This is a genomic window from Priestia sp. YIM B13490, from assembly GCF_042787735.1.
Taxonomy (GTDB): domain Bacteria; phylum Bacillota; class Bacilli; order Bacillales; family Bacillaceae_H; genus Priestia; species Priestia megaterium.
In genome coordinates, this window is the sequence record NZ_JBHZOT010000007.1 from 132,211 (window position 1) to 153,792 (window position 21,582).

Here is a 21,582-nt window from a genome sequence, read left to right on the forward strand (position 1 = left end):
CGTACTACCTTCTTTCCCTAATTCGATATACATCTAATTAGATGTATATCGAATTAGATGTATATGTCAAAAAAGTAAAAATATTTAAAGTGATCACTTTTCACACTGCGTATAAAAAAATCTGCCCTGTATAGTCTTCAAACTATAAAAAAAGCGTCTATTTCTTCGTATAATTTAACCATTGTTTTTACCTGTTCTTTTTATTATTAAGAAAAAGTTACCATGTTTTCATCAAATAATACCGGGGAACATGTTCAAAGAGATAAATGAATTATTAAAGATACATGTATGTAAATAATAAATAATAAATGAAAAAGGAATGAGTAAATCATGACAGGAAATTCAAAAATTTTAATGGTTGTTACAAATGGACATACAATGGAAAACGGAGAACTTGCTGGCATTTGGCTTACAGAATTCTCTGAAGCATATTTAGCATTTAAGAAAGAAGGATACGAAGTAGTCGTAGCAAGTCCAAAAAGCGGAAAATCACCTGTGGACCCTAACAGCTTAACAGATGATGTGACGGACGAAGACAAAGAAGCAGGAAAACTTTTAGAGAATACAAAATCATTAGCTGAAGTAAGTTCACAAGACTTTGCAGGCATGTTTGTACCTGGAGGGCACGGAACAATGTTTGACTTTCCAGACAATACGCACTTACACCGTTTGTTAACAGAATTTGCTGAAGACGACAAGCTGATTGCAGCAGTATGCCATGGACCGGCAGCTCTTGTAGGCGGAAAGCTTAAAAACGGTGAGCCGATTGTAAAGGGTAAACGTATTACAGCGTTTACTGATTCAGAAGAGAAAGATACAACCTTAGATAAATACATGCCGTTTCTTCTTGAAACAAAGCTTCGTGAGCTAGGCGCTGAGTTTATTGCAAAAGATAATTGGAGCGATCATATTGAAGTAGACGGAAAGCTTTTAACAGGACAAAATCCACAGTCTACTATCAGCCTCGCAAAAGAATTTGTGCGTGCTTTAAACGCGTAAAAGTATGTATGACCTTAATAGGGTGAAATAAAATAGGAATTAAGGAAAATAAAAAGGGCAGCTATCTAAATAGCAGCCCTTTTATTTATTAGAAGGTTTATTTCTGAAAATGTATGTAGTAATTCCTGTCACAATGATAACAGCTACAACACAAATGATCAGACGAACAATCTGTGTCACAAAGATATTATCTGCAATGCTCATGTTTTTGGTTAAAATTAACGTTCCATAAGCAGCTAAGACAGATAAAAACATATTGACGATTCGTTGAGCCATGTTGTTTTTACTCCTTTCGCTTCACTACTTTACACTTTAACACATGTGTTCGCTGTAAAAAATATTGAATTACAAGTATGTCAGAAAATCAGCACTCCAGTAAAAGAATCTACTTGTAAGGAAGTAGCTGATATCATACTAGTTATGACGACTAGAGCTCAGAGAAGGAAATAAGATTTCTTTAGTCGAATTTAACATGCTTGTATTATTTTTTTAGATAGGTGGGAAAAGCTTGTTTAATAAATTAAAAAAGCTATTTATGGATAAACAGGATCAGGAAACAGATGACAAATATATTTTAGTCCCTGAGAGTGAAATAAATGAGAATTTAAAAAGAGATATAGTAAAGTTGGAAGAAGTAGGAGAGGCATACTGCAAAAGTCTTCAGCAAAAATATAGAAGTAAATTTGAACGTGATGGTAAGCAGAACTTAAAAATATGGGTGTGCCGGGATATTGATGGCGACCAACTGCCAAATCTAAGTTCGGAGCAGTGTTTAGAAAAAGAATATCGTTCCCAGGTTGGGATAAACTTTGATGGATTTACAGATGAAGAAGATGCATACGTTCATTACATCCAATTATGGTATTACTTTAGTGGGTATTTTAAAGGGACAGGCACTTTGTATGATTTGTCAAAAAATCATTTAGAGGCTGATATTGAAGAAAAATTAGAAGAATTACTGAACCAATTATAGATTTCTACTTAGCACTGAGATTATTTGTTAATACACAGGGAGAAGGAATATGAGGGGAAGGCCAGAGCTAGAAATAGAAAGGGAAAAAGTTTATAAAACGAAAAAAAATCCTAACAGAACATTTATAGCGCGAATTATTCAAGTGCCTAAGGAAGAAAATATGTTAGATTTTGTGCTGGAAATTAAACACTTAAGGAAAAAGGAACTTACTTATAGAAATCTATTAGTAACGACTGAAAACTGGTATGATTCTTTTCGTCTTGCTAGAGGAGATCTGAAATGGGTATCTTTGCATACAGTAGCAGTATGGGACCGGCTAGGACATAAATTAGTTGAGGTAGCAGCCCCGACCGGTAAGGAAAATTATCGTATTTCAAATGACCACTGCTCAGCTTACCGAGAAAAGTAATAATGACGATACAGTAAGGAGAAAACGAATGAAAAAGCATTGCTGCGATTATATGAATTATCATGCGAACTTTACGTGTGATATTCACAGTGATCCGTTTGATTGTCCAGATAATCTTATCTTATTTGATAAAACAAATAAGGAATACGGTTTAATTATCCATGATGGTGGTTCATCCATCATTGGAATTTCATTTTGCCCATGGTGTGGTGCGAAGCTATGAATTAAGTATGAAGGGGAGGAGATCCTCTTCATTTCTGGAATGGGGGATGGGGCTTGATTTTTCGTTATCTAGCTATGTTATCAGGATTAGGAATCGTTTTATTAAACCTTTTTGATCCTATACATCAAGGGGTTACGCGCTGGTTGATGGTCATCTGCGGTTTATTCATCTTTAGTAGCCATTTAAAATTCATCTTAGATAAGAAATCGAAAACAACGGATAATCAAAAGAAGACCTACTAATAAGAATTTCTTTTGATGTTGTACCTTTAATAATTATGTAAATGAAAAACCTAAAGAATATGTAGTAAAGAAATAAGAAAGAAAATTATATGTTATAATAATCATAAATATCCAAATAAAGGAACATTATGTTGTTATGAATCGTAAATTTAATTCTTTATTTATAGTCTATCCTATCGTTTTCTTTGTAGTGCGTACTGTTTTTTCTTTTGTGAAAAATAGCGCTGCGGAATCTGTCTATGAGACGTTAGCTATACTCGCCATGTATTACTTTGCAGCTAGTATTTTCTATTCGATCGACTTGTATATGCAAAAGAAAAATAGTTAATAGATTAGAAAATTCTGAGAGTCAGAGTAAACACAAATTATATAAAGGAGTCTAACAGTGCGCATTAAGAGCTATTTTTTGTTTATTTTTCCACTCATTTTATTATTATTAGCAAGCTGCGATCCATCTTCTACACCTAAGGAAAAATACTATTCAAGTACCAAAACCACCAATCTTAAATTAGAAAACGTTAAGTCAGTATCAGTAGGAAGTTCTAAATATGACGTAGCAAGTTATTTGAGGAAGAAACCAAAATTTATAGAGGTTGCTGAGCAGCCTCCGTACACTACCTACGTTTACGGAAAAAGTACAGAAAAGTATGATGTTGAATTTAAAATAGTAGATAATAAAGTCAGCAGGTATGACTTGATTAGCAGCAAGTATGGTAGCGAAAAGGGAATACATACTGGTGACAGCAAAAAAGATGTTATTAGGGCATATGGAGAAAATTATTACGAAAGAGAAGATACCGGAGCAACAATAATAGGGTATTTTGATAAAAATCATAAACTCAATATTGAGTTTTCTTTAGATGACAAGGACAAAGTTGGAGGCATTTTGGTTCAAAAAATAAATAATTAAGATGAGTAATACTCATTTTTGCTGCAGCTTTTAATATGTACTCATTTATGTAAATTGAGTATGTTTGAGCTATAAATCTAAAACAAATAAACAGAAAGGGTTTTTTCCTATTGAGTACGTTTACTAAAGTAGTACCGTCAGCTTTTATACTTCTCTATATAGTATTTTTCTTTTTAGATATTTCTTATCATTATGGTGTTTCTTATTCATATAGCTTTTTTCTTTTTTTATTTTTGTCATTAATATCTCTAGTTTTATGTTTAGTAATATGGTTTAAGGACAGGGAACGTCTTTTTCTATTTTTAGCTGTAGTTTCAATCCTTCAACTTACGTTTACTGTCTTTATTTATCTTTTGCCAGAAGCAGGAACTAAACCACTAATTTATGAAAAAGTAATCACAAAAGAAGATGTTTTACATAAATAAGCGTACACAAAAAAACTTGAAGAATGTGTATCTAGTATAAGGTTATTAAAGAGATCCCCTTACATAAAGAGGATCTCTTTGATGCAGGTGTTTGTAATAGTAATTATATTAACTAGCGTTGTATACTTCTTCATTACAAAGCGGTGTTTCATACTTATTAAAAAAAAATGTGTACAGTTAGTGTAAGAAAAGGAATTTAACAAAAACCCATTAATTTACACTTTAACCATAATATGTTATAATATTTCAAAAATGGTGGTGTGACGATGAGCGAAGATAAAGAAACACCTGAAAGAAGAAGAGAGAGATTAAAACACGAAGAGGTCAAGATAAACCCCACAGGGAATATGAACAATGCATTTAACAGAAATGAAGCTGGAAACCTATCTGGTTTAGCAGGCAGCTTAGGATGGAAGGGGCTAGGTATACTTATTACTGTACTGATTATAGGCTTTATCGCTGTGTCCCTATTTTTAAAATAATATGAGGTTTATAAATTAAGAGTACTGGAGGAGTCATTTTGAAAAATTATGCAGTCTTTATTGGTAGTTTTATAGTGTTACTGTTTGCTTTTCAAATTGTTTCTGGGCTATTTCTTACACTTACATATGTACCTGAGACTTCACAGCATTTGAGTAGCTCAACGCTCAGTATTTTTTCTTTTAATTATCCATTTTTAAGTTCTATTATAGCAGCGACCGTTGCATTTATTATTTCAAACAAAGTATGTAAAGTTTAAAAGAGCACCTATAAATGATTAGGTGCTTTTTTGTGCTGAAAATATTCATTATGATTTTTAACAACTGCTATTTTTCCTTTTTATGGTATTATATATAGATACGTATTCAGTACTGTTGAAAGAGGGAGATACTTAATGTTGCAAACACTGATTTTTGATATGGATGGAACGCTGTTTCAAACAGATAAAATTTTAGAATTATCGCTTGACGATACCTTTACCCATTTACGAGCACTCAATCAATGGGATACTCGCACTCCTATTGATAAGTATCGTGAGATTATGGGTGTACCTTTACCAAAAGTATGGGAAGCTTTATTACCTAGTCATTCAGATGAAATGAGAAAGTATACGGATGAGTATTTTTTGAAAAGCTTAGTGGAGAATATAAGAAAAGGGAAAGGTGCTTTATATCCCAATGTAAAAGAGGTCTTTAGCTATTTAAAAGAAAATAATTGTTCCATTTACATAGCAAGTAACGGTTTAAAAGAATATTTAGAAGCAATTGTAGACCATTACGATTTGAATAATTGGGTGACAGAGACATTTAGTATCCAACAAATCCAAACCCTCGATAAAGGAGAGCTAGTCAAAACAATTATAAAGAAATATGATATCAAACATGCTGCAGTAGTAGGAGACCGCCTATCTGATATCAATGCTGCAAAGGATAATGGTTTAATGGCAGTGGGGTGTAATTTCGATTTTGCTCAAGAAGCTGAGCTTGCGCAGGCTGATGTGGTAATAAATGATTTGAAGGAGTTAAAAACTATTGTATCTAACATAAATAGTAGCTTGTCAATCTAATAGACTGATCTTTGTACGTAACCGTTATAGCTGGTTAATGTCTCAATTTTATTAAGAGAATAAATTTTTTATATGCTATGTAAAAGGATAGGTCTTTAAAGGCCTATCCTTTTGATTTACCTTACAGCATTGGCATCCACTTGATTTTGAATCTTCACTGCAGTTTCTGCTTCGTCAATGAATTCATACATATAGAAATCTCAATCTATTGAAGTTGAAACATAACTAATGAGTGGTTCCCCTACAACTCTCCAATGTTTACATAATCTTTTCTTGTCATTAATAAATGGTTTACAATCCTGAGCTATGCTTAGGTTAAGATTTCCAAAATAGTTTTATATTAAAAATAATTCTATGAGAAAGGAGATTTTTGATTATGACTTCGCATATGATTCGTAAATCTGATAGCGCTCAGTTATATATTAGAGGATATAAGATAAAATTGACACTCAGCCAGTGGAAGCTTGTAAGCACTCAGAGATAATGAATGGTTAACCCAACTATAAAAAAGGAAACCTCCACCATAATTTAGGTGGGGTTTTTTGCATTTCTTTTATTAACTTTTTAATTGGTTAACTATTTAGACTTTATAATAAAAAAGACTAATAAAAGTTAAAAAATGTAATAAAAAAGAGGAATATTATTTAAGTGAAATTAAAATAAAGCACAACTAAATATGCATTTTTTAAATGTTTTACCACTTTTTATTGACCATAAAAATTTAAAAGAATTAAAATAAATATAAAGTAAGTAGTTACTTACATTTTAAAACTAATTTGTAGGAGGATGAATATTTTTAATGTATAGTTTAAGTTTTCAAAAGGTGGACGAGGCGAATGAAAAAGTTGGAGCAAAAGCTTTAAACCTTATAAAAATGAAAAAAGAAAATTTACCGATTCCGGATGGCTTTGTTATTCAAACAGAAGCTTTAAAGCGATATATCGAATGGAATGGGATTAATCGTCAAACGGATAATATCCACGAGAGAATTTTGCAAGGGGAAATTCCTATTGAAATTGAATCGGATCTCATAGAGGCATTTCGAAATCTAAAAAGCTCTTATACATCAGTAGCTGTTCGATCATCATCCAGTGCTGAAGATTTAGAAGGTGCATCGTTTGCTGGCCAGTATGAAACCTATCTTAATGTGAAAAGCCCTGAGGATTTTTTAAATAAAGTAAAAGCGTGCTGGGCTTCATTTTTTACTGAAAGAGTCGAACAATATACTCAAAATATGTATGCTGATTTTGATGAAATTTCAATGGCAGTTGTTGTTCAAGGGTTAATTGAGTCCGAAGTATCGGGAGTCATATTCAGTCAAAACCCCGTTACTCATAATACAAAAGAAATGATGATTAATGCCAGCTATGGACTAGGAGAAGCAATCGTATCGGGCATAGTAACACCTGATGTTTATCTGGTTAATAAACAAACCTTTGAGATAGAGAAAGAGAAAGGGCTAAAGGAAGTAAAAATAATTCCACTTGATGAAGGCGTTGAAGAAATCGAAACAACGGAAGATGAGCAGCAAAGGTTTTGTTTAACAAATGAAACAATTATTAAGCTGGCCGAAATAACAAAAGAAGTAGAAGCTCTTTACCAATATCCCGTAGACATAGAGTTTGGTGTTCAAAACAATCAAGTATATCTATTACAGGCAAGAGCGATTACCACATTAACAGAAACTAAAGAATTAACTCCTTTCCAAAAAGATATATCTTTAAGTTTCGAAGATATAGAAGAGTTTTGGATTTTAAATGACACAAGTTTTTCTCATGCTGTTAGTCCTTTGTACGCTTCATTTATTATTCCGGCATTTTCTGAAGGAACAGCTGCTAGTTTTAAAAAGTTAAAGTTTATGTTTAATAGACTTAATTTAAAACTTTATAAAGGTCATATCTATACAAAAATGGAGCCTTTTAAAGGAGATTCCAAGAAAAGATTCCAAGAAAATAAAGAATTGATGGAAAGTATTTATCCAATCCTAACAAAACGAATGAATCAAATAATTACGGAACAATTCTTGCCTTACTATAACAAGTTAGATAGCTTTACCGGAGGAAATCTCAATCTTCAGAGAGGAAAAGAGATTCTTCAAAGTTTGACTGATTTTTATAAAACGGCATATGACTTGCATTTTGACATTGTTATGCCTCAAATGTCTTTAAATACTAAGGCTGAAGAATACTATAAAAACCTTACAAATAAAAAATCCGGACATGATGTTTATGAGCTATTGACCGGGAAAATGAACAAATCGTTGGAAACGGATCAACAGCTTTCTAGACTTGCTTTAACAGTTAAAGACGATGCGGAACTTACTAAGATCTTTGAAGAAGAATGTACAGAAACTTTATTAAAGAAATTAGAGGAAAATAAAGCAGCAAAAAGCTTTATGGCTGAAGTAGATACTTTTCTAAAACAGTATGGATATCGAAGCGTCGTAAGTCACGATTTTGTAGGGGAAACTTGGCTAGAGAATCCTCTTCACGCGTTATTGATTATTCAAGGGTATGTTAATGACGGTTACAACTTTGATGAGAATTTCAAACAGACGGTCAAAAAACGTGAACAGAACTATAATGAATTTCTGGAACAGATAGCGGATAGCAAACACAAAGAAGAGTTTAAAAAATATTATCAGTGGGCATTAGATGCCTCTGTTATAAGAGATGACCATCATTTTTATATCGATGCAATGTTGGACGCAAAAGCTCGTTTATTCCTACTCAATCTAGGTGATTTACTAGTACATCATCATGTTTTTCTAATGAAAGAAGATATTTTCTTCTTATATCTTGATGAGGTAAAGTCTCTTTTAGAAAATCCAGTAGACGTGACAGAATTAGTTGAGAAACGTAAAAAAGAACACGCAGAACATGAACAAATGTCTAATTTGCCTAGATACTTCGGAGTCCCTGAGCCAGCTCACCTAAAAGAAGCTGAGAAATATATGGGAGCTATTGAAGAAAATGACGCTAACAGCGAACATTTTATTAAAGGGTTAGCCTCTTCCTCGGGAACATATACCGGAAAAGTAAAGGTCATTTTAAATACGAAGGAATTTTCCAAGCTGGAAAAAGGTGATGTTTTGGTATGTAAGACCACTACTCCACTTTGGACTACTTTATTTCAAACTGCGGGGGCTGTTATTACTGACGCTGGAGGTATTCTTTCTCATTCGGCAATAATTGCACGTGAATATGAAATTCCTGCAGTGGTTGGCACGAAAATAAGTACGGATAAGCTAAAAGATGGCTATATGGTCATGGTCGATGGTACGAATGGAATTGTCACGCTTTTAAATGAATAAATAGTTCTCTTCGCTTCCATTTGACAACAGCTCTTTTTCCTTTATATACTGCCTAATGGAAAGTAAATACTTACATTCAGGAAGCATAAAGGATGATTAACATGAAAAAAGATGAAACAAAAAAGAAGATAACAAAAGCTACAATAGAACTGCTTAAAGAAAAAGGCTACAAAGGTACTACCACTAGAGAAATTGCAGAACAAGCTGGCGTTAATGAATTAACTGTTTTTCGCCACTTTGGCAATAAAGAAGGCATTATTCAAGCTATTGTCAAAACAACAAGCTTTTCGCTTGAAATTTTTGATAAATCAATTGAATGGGAGCTTGAAAAAGATTTGACGAATTTCGGTTACCTGTTACTAAAAGACTTTGATAATAACCGAGACATGATTTCAATTGCTTTAAAAGATCCTTTAATTTTCTCACAGGCGCACGAAGAAATTTTGAAAAAAATTAATGATACGAAAGAAATACTAAAAGAATACTTTGAAGAAATGCAAAGGAAAGGATACATCAAAGAATTAGATTGCTGTACACAAGCGGAGATTTTCCTAAGTACGTATTGGGGATATTTTATGTATAAACTAAATTTTGGAGACAAAGCCTTACATGCAGATTATCAAGATATGATAAAAAACAGTATAAAAACGTTTATAAAAGGAATTTCTCTCCATTAAAAGGAGGCAATAATGTTTGGGTAAACATAAAGAGCTTATCTTGATTATTTCATTACTAATTGGGACATTTCTTGTACCAATAAATTCGACAATGATTGCCGTTGCTCTATCAACCATATCGGCTCATTTTAATGAACCACTTGCAAGTATTTCTTGGGTAGTAACTATTTATTTAATTGTAATGGCTGTCACTCAGCCTATCGCTGGAAAGCTAGGAGATCTATATGGAAACAGAAATATCTATTTATGGGGCGTGGTGTTCTTTCTGATAGCATCTTTAGGCTGTATATTTTCAACTAATCTCATTTCTCTTATTATCTTTCGATCACTGCAGGCAGTAGGAGGAGCTTTACTTACTCCAAACACTATAGCAATCATTAGATATGTGGTGCCAAAAGAACGGCTTCCTAAAGTTCTAGGTATATTTGGAATGGGGATGGGTTTGGGTGCTGCAATTGGACCTTTATTAGGGTCTGTCCTGCTTGAAAACTTCAATTTGGAAGCTATATTCTGGGTCAACGTTCCTTTTCTTTTCTTAGCTTTAATCGGCGGAATAGTTATGATTCCTAAATTTAATGTTAAAAAGCAAACAAGTACTTTAGATATTCAAGGTTCCATTTATTTAGCAATTAGCATTTCTTTATTGATCTTATTGATACACGGTATGAAATTTACCAAGGCTTTAATAATGGGAATAATATTTATTTTATCTACAATCTTGTTTATCAAAAGAGAAAATACGGCAGAAAACCCGATTACCGATTTTTCTTTATTTAAAAATTCCACCTTTACAAGCGCTAATTTATCTATTATGCTTAGCAACTTTGTTATGTATGTGATTTTATTAATTATGCCTCTGTTAATGAAGTCTCAATTTCATTTATCTACAGCGCAAACAGGGCTTGTTTTATCAGTTTTTTCGATTTCAATGTCTTTAAGCGGCTGGATAGGTGGATTATTAAACAATAAGTTTAGTTCTAAAAAAGTGATTGGGTTTTCTTTTGCTATGATTATTGTCTCTAATATTCTTTTTCTATCTTTAGAGAACATTGGATCTATTCTTTTTCTTATAGTGGCTTTAATTATTGGAGGTTTTTCGACCGGAATAGGTTTAACAAGCATGCAGGTTGCCTCGTTGGACTCCGTAAGCAAAGAACAGTCTGGTACAGCCTCTGGCATTTATTCAACGTTTCGTTATTTTGGAAGTATTATTTCGTCCACGCTTATTGCGCTCGTTACAAGCTATAACTACATCTTCATTATTTTAGGGATATCGGGGATAGTAGGTATACTAGTAGCTAGAAGCATTAAATCTAGTAGCCAAGATGTAATAAGCAGCAATAATTCTAGCGCAAAAGCATAGTTGTTTTTGATAAAGCTTTTGTTTATATACACAATTTACTAATTAATCAATAAAAAATAAGTACTGCTTCTAAAATAGGAGCAGTACTTATTTTTTTGCTTAAAAATCTTGGAGAAAATGGCAGATGAATTCATCTGTCCTTCAAAAATGACTTGTTTTAAATAAAAAAATTCTAATAATTCAATCTTGTTATTGACGAATTCGCATTTCAGATGTACACTTAAGTCACAAAGCTACTTAGTATACAAGTTACCTAAGTATACTAAATTATATGTTAATGGATATATCATTTAGAAAACAGCAAGTCATAAATTAATGAGGTGACTAAAATGAAAGAAATTAGTATTGAAGAATTAAAAGAAAAAGCCATTCAATTAAGAAAAACAGCTCTTACAATGATTTATGGAGCACAGTCTGGCCATCCAGGAGGTTCACTTTCTGCGGCTGATATTATGGCAGCGCTTTATTTTAAAGAAATGAATGTTGATCCGCACAACCCTAACTGGGAAGATCGCGATAGATTTGTACTTTCTAAAGGTCACGTTTGTCCCATTCAGTATTCCGCTTTAGCTTTACGAGGATTCGTTCCCTATGAAACGATATACACGTTAAGAGAATACGGTTCTCCGTTTCAAGGGCATCCAGATATGAAAAAGTGCAAAGGTATTGATATTTCAACAGGCTCACTAGGACAAGGACTTTCGTGTGGCGTAGGTATGGCAATCGCAGGTAAACGAGATTTTAAAGACTATAGAGTTTTTTCTTTAGTAGGAGACGGAGAATGTCAAGAAGGACAAATTTGGGAAGCTGCTCAAACAGCAGTTAAGTACCAATTAGATAATTTAGTTGTGTTTGTAGATAATAACAGACTTCAAATCGATGGATTTTGTGATGAAATTATGCCATTGCAAGATTTAGAGAAAAAATTTGATGCATTTGGTTTTGAAACAAAGCGAATTAATGGACACTCCATGGAAGAGATTGTAGCAACATTGGATGAAGTAAGAGTAGCGAAGAATGGAAGACCAAAATGTATCATTTGTGACACGGTAAAAGGTAAAGGCGTTTCGTTCATGGAGGATGTGGCTGATTGGCACGGAGTTGCTCCTAATGAAGAACAATATCATCAAGCAATGGAAGAAGTAGCAGGAGGTTTAAGATAATGAGCATACTAGAAAAAGATCTTACTGTAAAAAAAGCTACGAGAGAGGCCTTTGGAGATGAAATCGTAAAATTAGGGAAAGAAAATAAGAATATTTATGTCATTGATGTAGATATTGCAAAGTCGTGTAAAACAGTAAACTTTATCAAGCAATTACCTGACCAGCATATTAATGTAGGAATTGCAGAGCAAAATGCGGCTGGGTTAGCAGCTGGACTTGCTACGACTGGTAAAATTCCTTTTGTAAGCACTTACGCGGTTTTTGGTTCGTTAAGAATGCTTGAACAAATTAGACAAGAAGTCTGCTATCCTAACTTAAATGTAAAGATTGCTTGTTCACACGGGGGGTTAACGCCAGCTAATGATGGCGGAAGTCATCAAGCTATAGAAGACATGGGTGTATTAAGATCGGTTCCCAATATGACCGTCATTATGGGAGCTGACTATTATTCTACTAGAAAGCTAGTAGAACAAGCTGCTAAAGTGTACGGACCTGTATATCTTCGTTTTACTCGCGATACGGTTCCAATGATTTACGATGAAAATGAAGAGTTTACAATTGGAAAAGCGAAGAAAATTAAAGATGGAAGCGACATCGCTATTATTGCCAACGGCGATACAGTAAGACTCGCTTTAGAGGCAACGAAAGAATTAGAGAAACAAGGCATATCTGTGAAATTACTAGACATGCATACTATTAAGCCTTTAGATCGAGAAGCAGTGGTTGATTGCTTAAATATCGGAAAAATCATTACGGTTGAAGATCACAATATTCTAAACGGCCTTGGCAGTGCCGTATGTGAAGTAGTTGCGGAAGAGGGAAAAGGTACGGTTCGAAGAATTGGTGTACAGGATCAATTTGGACAATCTGCCCCTTATGAAAAACTGTTAGAGTTAAATGGAATTACTGTAGAAAATATTATCAAAACGGCTAAAGAATTGATTTAAGACTAACTAAATTAAATAGAAGAAGCTAACAAGATGGGGGAAATATAATATGTTCGATTTAAAAGAGAGAGTAGCAATCATTACTGGTAGCGGTTCCAAAAAAGGAATTGGACGTACAATCGCCCTGACACTTGCAGAGCAAGGAGCAGCTGTTGTTATAGCAGATATCAATTTTGATGGCGTGCAGGATACCGTAAATGAAATAAAAGAAGCTGGCGGCAAAGCCCTAGGAATAGAGTTAAATGTAACAAGTAAAGATTCTTGCGATGCGATGGTTAAACAAACACTTGAAGAATTCGGCAGAATTGATATTTTAATTAATAATGCAGGGATTTCTCAAAAGGTTACCGTTCAAGATATGACGCTTGAAGACATTACAAAAGTGTTTAACGTCAATATGTTTGGATTGTTTCTATGTACGCAAGCAGTATTAGAGACAATGAAAGATCAAAAGTATGGTCGAATTATAAGCCTGTCTTCTGTTTCGGCTAAAAGAGGTGGAGGAGTTTTTGGAGGACCGCACTACTCGGCATCTAAGGCCGCAGTACTAGGTTTTTCAAAGAACTTAGCGCGCGAGGTAGCCTTAGATGGTATTACGGTTAACTGTGTAGCTCCTGGACTCGTTAATACAGAAATTTGGAAATCCCTTCCTGAAGAAGATGCAAAGTCTGTGATTGATAGTATTCCTATGGGGAGACCAGGTGAAGTAAAAGAAATCGCAGCTACAATTGCCTTTTTAGCTTCAAAAGAAGCTTCTTATATTACAGGAGAAGAAATTGATATAAACGGTGGCTCACATATGGATTGATATTCAAGTTTGTTATACAGGCATGCCATTATGGTATGCCTGTATAGCTGTTTATTGATAAAATTATTAGTGAAATGAGAAACTGACTACATAAATAAGGATTTTTTTGCTAGAAGGTGCTAGGCTTGTTGCCCCTAAAAATAGAACAGTATATAATAATTATGTCTACTTAATTATGAATAAAATGAGCTAATAATTATAGAGAGAAGTGATTTCCATTAGTTTTAATCCAGTTTCCAATAATAAATTATATATTCAAATTTATAATCAAATTCTTTCTGAAATTCAATCTGGAGCGTTCCAAGTAGGAGACAAACTCCCTGCTGAAAGGGAGCTGTGTGAACAATTTGGTGTAAGTCGAGTACCTGTTAGACAAGCCCTTAGCGCCCTAGAATTGAACGGTTTTATTTATTCTCGCCAAGGAGAAGGTGTATATGTTAAAGAGTTTCAAACAGAAGCTGAAAATTCTCAATCCACACTTTTAACGGAATCTACCTCCCCTGAAGACATTGTGGAAGCAAGAATGAACATAGAGCCTCTTATTGTACGTTTTGCAGCTTTGAGAGCTACAGAAGAAGACATTAAGGATCTGCGTGCAACAATTGATAAGATGGAGGAAGAAACGAACGCAGGCGTGTATGTACCAGAAACAGATGAAGCCCTACATAATGGTATAGCAAAGGCTTCTCATAATGATTTATTTATTAGTATTATGGCAGCTATTAGCAATGCGATGAAACAGCAGGAAATGTGGAAGTTTATAAGAGATCGAACCGTCACGAGACCTGACTACCGAGAAGTTAATTTTAATGAGCATAAATTACTTATTAATGCTATTGAACAGCATAATGAAGAAGAAGCTGTGAGAATTATGAGTTTTCACATGCAAAATTTATATGATCGTTATTGGAAAGCTTAATTCCAACTAATTTTTTATTAGAATAATACCAAATATAGAGGTAAAAGGCAGCTAAAGTGTAGCTGTCTTTTTGCTGTTGAAAAGACAGCATAAAATGAGTAAGATTCAGTGTTTTCTTTCCAAACTAACTGTGTATTTCTTTTCATTTTTAATAAGGTTCAGAAAATATTTAATATAATAATTATATTGACAATTGATAGGTATGTAAGTACACTGTTTATATAAGGTAACTTAGTATACAAGTAGCTAAATCTATAAAACGGAGGTAATGTAAATCTTAAAATTCATTATTCTTTACAGCTCGATATTTTTTGAAGAGATTAGCAGAAGGATTCAAAAATGTAAGCGTTTTTTATCGTTATCGTGCATTACAAATGTTTTGGATTATTAGGATAGAAAGTAGAAAGTAGATTTATAGTGTTTTCATATCGCTAGTAAGGTTTTGGTGTATGATATTTTCTAGTAGTTCTTACTTTTTTAAATGATAAATAATACAGGGGGATACTTCGCTTTTTCATTTTTTATATTCCCATATGAAAGGGATTACAGAAGTAGGGACTAGATTTACTCAGACTTAGAAATAGATCAATCATCTTTTATGTAAACTTTTAATTCTTTCTGTCAATTAGCCTAGAGCAAACACTCAGGTCAAAGACTGAAGAGTATGAAGAATAGAAGGATGGTAACCCAGGGAGGAATTATTTTGGATCCAATTAACTTAGAACGTTCAACTACTAAAAAAGTAACGTTAAGGCTCATTCCATTTCTATTTTTATGTTTTACCATATCGATACTTGATCGAGTAAATATTGGGTTTGCTGCATTACAAATGAATGAAGATTTAGGTTTTTCTAATGCTGTTTTTGGATTAGGGGCAGGAATTTTCTTTCTTGGCTATTTCCTTTTAGAAGTACCTGGCAGTGCTATGATGACAAAGGTCGGGGCTAGAAGATGGATTAGTAGAATCATGATTACATGGGCAGTAATTGCTATTTTAATGGCTTTTATCCAAACACCATGGCAGTTTTATACAGCAAGATTTCTTTTAGGAATTGCTGAAGCTAGCTTTTATCCTTGTATGGTCTTTTATCTAAGTGGTTTTTATCAAACAAAACATCATGCAAAAGCAATTGCTGGATTTATGATTGCGATCCCTGGTGCTAATGCAATAGGATCTCCTCTTTCTACTTATTTATTAGGTATTGACTGGTTAAACATGGATGGATGGCAATGGCTTTTCATTTTGGAAGCGATTCCAGCTTTAATCTTAGGTGTGATATGTTTCTTCTATCTTGACGATAAGCTTGAGGATGTAAAATGGCTGACTAACGAGGAGAAGAAATGGTTAATCGACGTTACAACAAAAGAGAAGTTAGAAAAGCAGGAAGCCAAACACTATACATTCGCTCAGGCCTTAAAAGACCGTGACGTATTAACCTTATCTTTAGGATACTTTTTCTGGATGGTTGGCTACTACGGCATCGTCATGTTTTTACCGACAATTTCAGAAGGTTTATCTAAAACGACTTCTCTTAGCACGCATGCTATGGGGTGGATTTTAGGATTAATGTATGTTTGTGCAATGGTAACCATGATGTTGGTTAGTAACCACTCTGATAAGAAAAATGAAAGACGCTTTCACGTAGTTGCTTGTTTAGTAACAAGTGGCGTGGCATTGATTATCAGTAGCTACGTTGCAAATATGAACATTGTTTTATCATTTATATTCTTAACGATCAGTCTTTGCGGAGCGTTCGGAGCATATTCTCCGTTTTGGGCAATTCCACCGTCTTTCTTAACGGAAGCTGCTGCTGCAGGTGCCATTGCCCTTATTAATAGTATTGGTAATCTAGGTGGTTTCTTCGGACCTTACATCGTGGGATATATTAAAGATATGACCGGATCTTTTAATGCTAGTATGACATTTCTAGGTGTCAGCATGTTCGTAGCGTCCTTTATCGTAGCTTTTTTATTAAAACAATCAGGAAGAGCTATTAAAAAAAATACAGTTGATCGATTAGAAAAAACTAGTTGATTCTTGTTTGAAAGAAATTTGTACTACTAGGAGGGGCGGACAATTAGTTTCTAGAGACTGTCGGCCAACTTTCTTACATGGATAAGAATAACAGGGGTGTATGGCAATGATGAAGCTAGGAGTTTTAACAAGTGGTGGAGACGCTCCAGGAATGAATGCTGCTATTAGAGCAGTAGTAAAAACAGCTAACTATCATAACATAGAGGTAATGGGAATTGAGGGTGGTTACCAAGGTTTAATAGAAGGTAAACTTCATAGATTAACCTCTACGGATGTAGACTACATTGCGGATAAAGGCGGGACATTTTTAAAAACCTCCCGCTGCGCAGAATTTATGAAAGAGTCGGGCAGAATGAAAGCCTTAAGTGTATTAAAGGATTATGGAATTAATCATTTAGTGGTAATCGGCGGTGAAGGCTCTTTTAAAGGAACACAAAAATTACATCAATTAGGTGTAAATGTCATTGGTATACCGGCAACGATTGATAATGATTTATCTTACACAGATTATTCAATTGGATTTGATACTACATTAAATACGATATTAGAATGCCTCGGTAAAATTAAGGATACAGATTTATCTCATGAAAAGACTACCATTGTAGAAGTTATGGGAAGATATTGCGGAGATTTAGCCCTGTACTCTGCTTTAGCAGGCGCAGGGGAAATTATCTCCACACCTGAGAGAAAATTAAGTTTTGAAGAGATATGTTCCAAACTGAACGAGAAAATGAAAAGCGGCAAAAAAGATAACCTAATCCTGATTACTGAAAAAATGTACGATATTCAAGACCTGCAAAAATATGTCGAGGATCGATTAGATATTAGCGTCAGGACAAGTATATTGGGTTTTATTCAAAGAGGAGGACAGCCGTCCGCATTTGATCGTATATTAGCAAGTAAAATGGGGGTCACAGCAGTAGAATTATTACTCAAAGGGTATTCTGGTAGAGCTGTAGGAATCAAAGAAAATGACTTAATTAATGTAGATATTGAAAAAGTTCATTCGAAGTTATCTAGTAACGATGATAAATACAGCTTACTGGATACCATTCTAGCTTAAGGATATCTTTTCTAACATACAATGATTGATCTCTAAAAAAATGTATTTGAATACAAACGAATTTTTCTAATAAAAAGGAGGAAATAGAAATGAATAAGCAGGTTAATGTAAAACAGGGAACTATCGTTTGTCAAGTATGTGGGAAAGTTATTGAGAATGTAGACAACTCTGAAGGGGTTAAAACATGGTACGGGAAGTGTTCTGAAGATTGTTCTAGGAAATAACGTATTGGTAAAAAGAGACTCCCAAAATCATTAGAATTTTAATTAAGACTATAGCTGAACAAGGAGAGTAATCTTATGAAAGTTATAATTGCTTCAGATCATGGTGGGATAAATATTCGTAAAGAGATTATAAATCTATTAGATGAAATGTCCATAATATATGAAGATCTAGGCTGTGAATGCAGCAGTTCAGTCGATTATCCGGACTATGCGATTCCAGTTGCCCAACGAGTAGCAAATGAAGAAGCGGATTTTGGAATTTTAATCTGCGGTACGGGAATTGGCATGAGTATTGCCGCTAACAAAGTAAAAGGAATTCGTTGCGCACTTGTTCATGACGTTTTTTCAGCTAAAATGACGCGTGAACACAACGATACGAACATTTTAGCCATGGGGGAACGAGTAATTGGGCCAGGTTTAGCCCGCGAAATTGTGAAGACTTGGTTAACAACCCCATTTATTGGAGGCCGTCATGAAAATCGTATCTGTAAAATTACAGAATACGAAAATGTATCACAACCTTCTCTTGAAAGAAAATAAAGATAAAAAGGCAAGAATCAATTTGATTCTTGCCTTTTCCTATTATTTCACTTACTGATATGATGATTATAGATCCTATCAGAATAGCAAAACTAACCATTCCAATTCCCATACCAGTTAACCTTCCGTAAAAGCAGCTTATTATGACAACAATGAGACTAATTATTTTTGCAATTAAAATAGATGTAATAAAATATGTCTGATTTATGCTTAGGAGTTAAAGAAGTTTGTTTGCTGATGAAAAAATCTGTACGGTTAGTATCTATATATAGGAGGAAGCGAATATGCAGGGTAAAACGTTGATAACAAAAGTTATGGCTTACATAACTAGGTTTAATGGTCATCATACAGAGTTATTAGTTTACAAACACAAAGATTATCCAGAAGCAGGAGTTCAAGTTCCAGCAGGTACTGTAGAACAGGGAGAAACAATTGAAGAAGCTTTATATAGGGAGGTCAAAGAAGAATCTGGATTAATGGAGTTTTTATCGGTAACAAAATTGAAAACATATGTTTATCATCATGAAGGTAAAAGCCAGTATCATGAACGACATGTTTTTCATTTGGAAATTAAAGAAAAAACTGCAGAACGGTGGGAATATAAGGTTAATTCTAAAGGGGAAGATGCAGGATTAATCTTTTCATACTATTGGGCTCCTATTCAAGCTATTCCCAAACTAGCTGTAAATCAAGATGATTGCATTAATCAGTTATTTTTATAGTTCTAAATTTATTAATAAGAGAAATATGTAGGTATCAAAAAGAATAAAAGTAATTTTATATTACATCAAACCGTCCAGATATATAGCAAAGGAGAATAGGAAACATGCTTAATCAATTAAAGCTGTGGGCTAAAAAGTTAAAAAAGCAGCTATTTATCTTATATTTAGCTTATAAAGATGAACGAGTATCTTGGTATATCAAATTATTTACTGCTTGTGTTGTTGCATATGCCTTCAGTCCAATCGATTTAATTCCTGATTTTATACCGGTTTTAGGCTATATTGACGATATAATCATTGTTCCTTTAGGAATTATGCTTGCTTTGAAAATGCTACCTGCAAGTGTTATAGAGGACTGCACAATCAAAGCAGAAGAGCTCATTGGAAATGAACGACCTAAAAATTGGGTTGCGGGTTCAATTATTATCGTAGTATGGCTACTTATTTTTATGTGGAGCTGTTTTACTGTTTTTAAATTATTAAATTGAATGAACTCTTATCAAGAAAAAATATAGTAGGTTTACTATCGATCGTTATGATGCAAAATGGTAAATGATATATATAATTGAAAGGAGTACATTAGAACAAATGCAGCAAATTGATATCCAAGAAAAAAAGATAGACAGAGCTCTCTTTCAATTTGTTTTCCCTTTTTCCTTAAAGCAAGGAACTGAATCTAGTATCTCCCTTTTTTTAAATAAGAGCGGGTTTAAGCTATTTCAGTTAAATCAACTAGAAGACGAATGTGCATATTACGGCGATTTTAAAGTCTCACATCGTGATATGGAGGCGTATTATTTGTCTTTCACTAATAAGATACTCTTTCCACACTCAGAAAAAGAAAAAGGCCTTCATAGATATTCAAAACCTTTAAATAAAAGAGGTAAGTTAATTACAGATACAGAATGCATTCCTTTTCAAATACACTCTGTTGATTTAACGACATGTCCTTATGAACTTGGGTTTTTAACCATTCGAACTGAGTTGAAACCCTTTACGTCTGTGTCATTGTCTCATTCTTTAGAATTCGCAGATCGCTTTCGCGTATTAGAACCACGAACACGAAAGGATAGCAGTACAAAAATTGAATGCGATGGCAAGATATACATGGGAGCAGGGAAATTTGTATTTAACAACCTCTTTGAGGGGCTCTCCCGCTTTTTTGAAGGTGATTCAAAGGAGAATTCTTATTTTGAAACCTTTTCTTTTTTTGAAGATGAAAGAATGTATGTCCAATCTTTAGTGGCATTAGAGAAAAATGAAAAAATCGATGTAGTTGATGTTTATCGAATGGGAAGTCTTTGCGGCTTAACTGGAGAGGGGAAGACATATGTTCATGCTAATAACCTTCCTTACATTCAAGATTATTTACAAAAACATGCTTATCAGCGCTGGGCTCCTAGCACTTATTTTCTGATAGAAGAACATATTTTTACTTGTATAACGATTCAAGATGAACGTACAACTCCTGATTTAGCTAATCAGTTTTATGGAGAATTTTACTACGGGCTTGTATTAAACCTTTTTCACAAGATCGTTTTATTAAAATTAGCTAATACCTATACAGAGCTAAATATTGAAAAAGACGTAAAAGAAATGGAAAAATTAATTTATTCCATTAATTCGTTTACCGCCAATTATTTTTCGCTTGAAATAGTATCTCAGTCCCGGAGCCGTGATATTTTCTATCTTCTTAGGGAAAATTTCAATATTGAGTTGTTATATAAGGAAGCTAAACAATCTCTAGAGAGTTTATTTAGATACCAGGAAAACGTTAATGCGAAAAAAGACAGCCTGTTATTACTGATTTTGACTCTTTATTCCGTAGTAGGTCAAATGCTTGGAATGGGGCTTGTAGTAAATGATTTTATTGGAAGAATCAAATGGAGAAATATACTTGCGTACAATCCTGTAGAATATTTTGCCTTAACCCTGGCAGCTAGCGGTGTTATAATTTCTCTGATACTAGGCATACAAAGTTTATATCAATGGATCATTGACCAAAGAAATCGAAAAAAATGGGTGAAACAAACTGTATTATCTTCAACAAAGGAATGAGAGCAGTCCTTTATTTCCTCCAT

The 21,582-nt window shown here is 33.8% G+C and carries 24 protein-coding genes; 23 read left to right on the plus strand and 1 reads right to left on the minus strand.

Translation table 11 applies throughout. The annotated features are described in order from the left end of the window. Positions 1–330 precede the first annotated feature (330 nt). Positions 331–999 carry a type 1 glutamine amidotransferase domain-containing protein gene (locus tag ACFX4R_RS20665; RefSeq protein WP_323618844.1) on the plus strand — a complete coding sequence of 223 codons (669 nt, stop codon included), beginning with the start codon at positions 331–333 and terminating at the stop codon, positions 997–999. A gap of 81 nt (positions 1,000–1,080) precedes the next feature. Here ACFX4R_RS20665 and ACFX4R_RS20670 read toward each other — a convergent pair whose 3' ends face one another. After that, on the minus strand, positions 1,081–1,275 hold the full coding sequence (locus ACFX4R_RS20670; protein WP_025749210.1) for a hypothetical protein: 195 nt from the start codon (positions 1,273–1,275) through the stop codon (positions 1,081–1,083). Between the two features lie 232 nt (positions 1,276–1,507). On the opposite strand from ACFX4R_RS20670, the gene ACFX4R_RS20675 reads away from it, so the two are divergent. The 22 genes from ACFX4R_RS20675 (at position 1,508) to ACFX4R_RS20780 (ending at position 21,559) form a co-directional block, all read left to right on the plus strand. Beyond that, positions 1,508–1,972 (plus strand): hypothetical protein, encoded by a 465-nt coding sequence (locus ACFX4R_RS20675; RefSeq protein WP_028409950.1) that lies wholly within the window; start codon positions 1,508–1,510, stop codon positions 1,970–1,972. 49 nt (positions 1,973–2,021) lie between these two features. Beyond that, entirely contained in the window at positions 2,022–2,381 is a 360-nt protein-coding gene (locus ACFX4R_RS20680) for a hypothetical protein (RefSeq protein WP_098790787.1), read from the plus strand. Between the two features lie 28 nt (positions 2,382–2,409). Beyond that, positions 2,410–2,604, plus strand: a complete 195-nt coding sequence (locus tag ACFX4R_RS20685) for a DUF6980 family protein (RefSeq protein WP_025601776.1) — start codon at positions 2,410–2,412, stop codon at positions 2,602–2,604. A gap of 53 nt (positions 2,605–2,657) precedes the next feature. Then, complete coding sequence (locus ACFX4R_RS20690; RefSeq protein ID WP_025749207.1) at positions 2,658–2,846, plus strand: hypothetical protein; 189 nt, start codon at positions 2,658–2,660, stop codon at positions 2,844–2,846. A 385-nt stretch (positions 2,847–3,231) separates the two neighbouring features. Further along, positions 3,232–3,756 (plus strand): hypothetical protein, encoded by a 525-nt coding sequence (locus ACFX4R_RS20695; RefSeq protein ID WP_323618843.1) that lies wholly within the window; start codon positions 3,232–3,234, stop codon positions 3,754–3,756. 691 nt (positions 3,757–4,447) lie between these two features. After that, entirely contained in the window at positions 4,448–4,663 is a 216-nt protein-coding gene (locus ACFX4R_RS20700; protein ID WP_323618842.1) for a DUF6366 family protein, read from the plus strand. A 38-nt stretch (positions 4,664–4,701) separates the two neighbouring features. Continuing rightward, complete coding sequence (locus ACFX4R_RS20705) at positions 4,702–4,920, plus strand: hypothetical protein (protein ID WP_323618841.1); 219 nt, start codon at positions 4,702–4,704, stop codon at positions 4,918–4,920. Between the two features lie 135 nt (positions 4,921–5,055). Further along, entirely contained in the window at positions 5,056–5,727 is a 672-nt protein-coding gene (locus ACFX4R_RS20710) for an HAD family hydrolase (RefSeq protein ID WP_377570192.1), read from the plus strand. Positions 5,728–6,526: 799 nt separating this feature from the next. Beyond that, positions 6,527–9,040, plus strand: a complete 2,514-nt coding sequence (locus tag ACFX4R_RS20715) for a PEP/pyruvate-binding domain-containing protein (protein ID WP_377570194.1) — start codon at positions 6,527–6,529, stop codon at positions 9,038–9,040. 92 nt (positions 9,041–9,132) lie between these two features. After that, a complete protein-coding gene (locus ACFX4R_RS20720) occupies positions 9,133–9,717 on the plus strand; it encodes a TetR/AcrR family transcriptional regulator (protein ID WP_043980698.1) in 585 nt (194 codons plus the stop codon). A gap of 16 nt (positions 9,718–9,733) precedes the next feature. Further along, positions 9,734–11,080: an MFS transporter gene (locus ACFX4R_RS20725; RefSeq protein ID WP_377570197.1), complete on the plus strand. Its 1,347-nt coding sequence runs from the start codon at positions 9,734–9,736 to the stop codon at positions 11,078–11,080. A 311-nt stretch (positions 11,081–11,391) separates the two neighbouring features. Beyond that, entirely contained in the window at positions 11,392–12,243 is an 852-nt protein-coding gene (locus tag ACFX4R_RS20730) for a transketolase (RefSeq protein WP_074897096.1), read from the plus strand. Further along, positions 12,243–13,190 carry a transketolase family protein gene (locus ACFX4R_RS20735; RefSeq protein WP_013056350.1) on the plus strand — a complete coding sequence of 316 codons (948 nt, stop codon included), beginning with the start codon at positions 12,243–12,245 and terminating at the stop codon, positions 13,188–13,190. Before ACFX4R_RS20730 ends, ACFX4R_RS20735 begins: the two co-directional genes overlap by 1 nt. Before the next feature lie 49 nt (positions 13,191–13,239). After that, a complete protein-coding gene (locus tag ACFX4R_RS20740; protein ID WP_043980703.1) occupies positions 13,240–13,998 on the plus strand; it encodes an SDR family NAD(P)-dependent oxidoreductase in 759 nt (252 codons plus the stop codon). Between the two features lie 208 nt (positions 13,999–14,206). Then, positions 14,207–14,917, plus strand: a complete 711-nt coding sequence (locus ACFX4R_RS20745; RefSeq protein WP_043980704.1) for a FadR/GntR family transcriptional regulator — start codon at positions 14,207–14,209, stop codon at positions 14,915–14,917. A gap of 703 nt (positions 14,918–15,620) precedes the next feature. Beyond that, on the plus strand, positions 15,621–16,952 hold the full coding sequence (locus ACFX4R_RS20750) for an MFS transporter (RefSeq protein WP_237074739.1): 1,332 nt from the start codon (positions 15,621–15,623) through the stop codon (positions 16,950–16,952). A gap of 106 nt (positions 16,953–17,058) precedes the next feature. Next, positions 17,059–18,015 (plus strand): 6-phosphofructokinase, encoded by a 957-nt coding sequence (pfkA, locus tag ACFX4R_RS20755; protein WP_162213975.1) that lies wholly within the window; start codon positions 17,059–17,061, stop codon positions 18,013–18,015. Between the two features lie 89 nt (positions 18,016–18,104). Beyond that, positions 18,105–18,239, plus strand: a complete 135-nt coding sequence (locus ACFX4R_RS20760; protein WP_107917869.1) for a GapA-binding peptide SR1P — start codon at positions 18,105–18,107, stop codon at positions 18,237–18,239. Positions 18,240–18,314: 75 nt separating this feature from the next. Beyond that, positions 18,315–18,779: a ribose 5-phosphate isomerase B gene (gene rpiB, locus ACFX4R_RS20765; RefSeq protein ID WP_165575318.1), complete on the plus strand. Its 465-nt coding sequence runs from the start codon at positions 18,315–18,317 to the stop codon at positions 18,777–18,779. 284 nt (positions 18,780–19,063) lie between these two features. Next, the gene (locus ACFX4R_RS20770) at positions 19,064–19,501 is read left to right on the plus strand and encodes an NUDIX hydrolase (protein WP_377570200.1); all 438 of its coding nucleotides are present in this window, start codon (positions 19,064–19,066) and stop codon (positions 19,499–19,501) included. A gap of 104 nt (positions 19,502–19,605) precedes the next feature. Next, the gene (locus ACFX4R_RS20775; protein ID WP_043980709.1) at positions 19,606–19,989 is read left to right on the plus strand and encodes a YkvA family protein; all 384 of its coding nucleotides are present in this window, start codon (positions 19,606–19,608) and stop codon (positions 19,987–19,989) included. A 100-nt stretch (positions 19,990–20,089) separates the two neighbouring features. After that, the gene (locus ACFX4R_RS20780) at positions 20,090–21,559 is read left to right on the plus strand and encodes a hypothetical protein (protein WP_377570202.1); all 1,470 of its coding nucleotides are present in this window, start codon (positions 20,090–20,092) and stop codon (positions 21,557–21,559) included. Positions 21,560–21,582: the final 23 nt, after the last annotated feature.

Coding starts and splice junctions, on each gene's coding strand:
- ACFX4R_RS20680 (WP_098790787.1), top strand. CDS start 2,022: ATGAGGGGAAGGCCAGAGCTAGAAATAGAAAGGGAAAAAGTTTATAAA.
- ACFX4R_RS20685 (WP_025601776.1), top strand. CDS start 2,410: ATGAAAAAGCATTGCTGCGATTATATGAATTATCATGCGAACTTTACG.
- ACFX4R_RS20735 (WP_013056350.1), top strand. CDS start 12,243: ATGAGCATACTAGAAAAAGATCTTACTGTAAAAAAAGCTACGAGAGAG.
- ACFX4R_RS20700 (WP_323618842.1), top strand. CDS start 4,448: ATGAGCGAAGATAAAGAAACACCTGAAAGAAGAAGAGAGAGATTAAAA.
- ACFX4R_RS20720 (WP_043980698.1), top strand. CDS start 9,133: ATGATTAACATGAAAAAAGATGAAACAAAAAAGAAGATAACAAAAGCT.
- rpiB (WP_165575318.1), top strand. CDS start 18,315: ATGAAAGTTATAATTGCTTCAGATCATGGTGGGATAAATATTCGTAAA.
- ACFX4R_RS20760 (WP_107917869.1), top strand. CDS start 18,105: ATGAATAAGCAGGTTAATGTAAAACAGGGAACTATCGTTTGTCAAGTA.
- ACFX4R_RS20715 (WP_377570194.1), top strand. CDS start 6,527: ATGTATAGTTTAAGTTTTCAAAAGGTGGACGAGGCGAATGAAAAAGTT.
- ACFX4R_RS20710 (WP_377570192.1), top strand. CDS start 5,056: ATGTTGCAAACACTGATTTTTGATATGGATGGAACGCTGTTTCAAACA.
- pfkA (WP_162213975.1), top strand. CDS start 17,059: ATGATGAAGCTAGGAGTTTTAACAAGTGGTGGAGACGCTCCAGGAATG.
- ACFX4R_RS20770 (WP_377570200.1), top strand. CDS start 19,064: ATGCAGGGTAAAACGTTGATAACAAAAGTTATGGCTTACATAACTAGG.
- ACFX4R_RS20780 (WP_377570202.1), top strand. CDS start 20,090: ATGCAGCAAATTGATATCCAAGAAAAAAAGATAGACAGAGCTCTCTTT.
- ACFX4R_RS20665 (WP_323618844.1), top strand. CDS start 331: ATGACAGGAAATTCAAAAATTTTAATGGTTGTTACAAATGGACATACA.
- ACFX4R_RS20740 (WP_043980703.1), top strand. CDS start 13,240: ATGTTCGATTTAAAAGAGAGAGTAGCAATCATTACTGGTAGCGGTTCC.
- ACFX4R_RS20670 (WP_025749210.1), bottom strand. CDS start 1,275: ATGGCTCAACGAATCGTCAATATGTTTTTATCTGTCTTAGCTGCTTAT.
- ACFX4R_RS20775 (WP_043980709.1), top strand. CDS start 19,606: ATGCTTAATCAATTAAAGCTGTGGGCTAAAAAGTTAAAAAAGCAGCTA.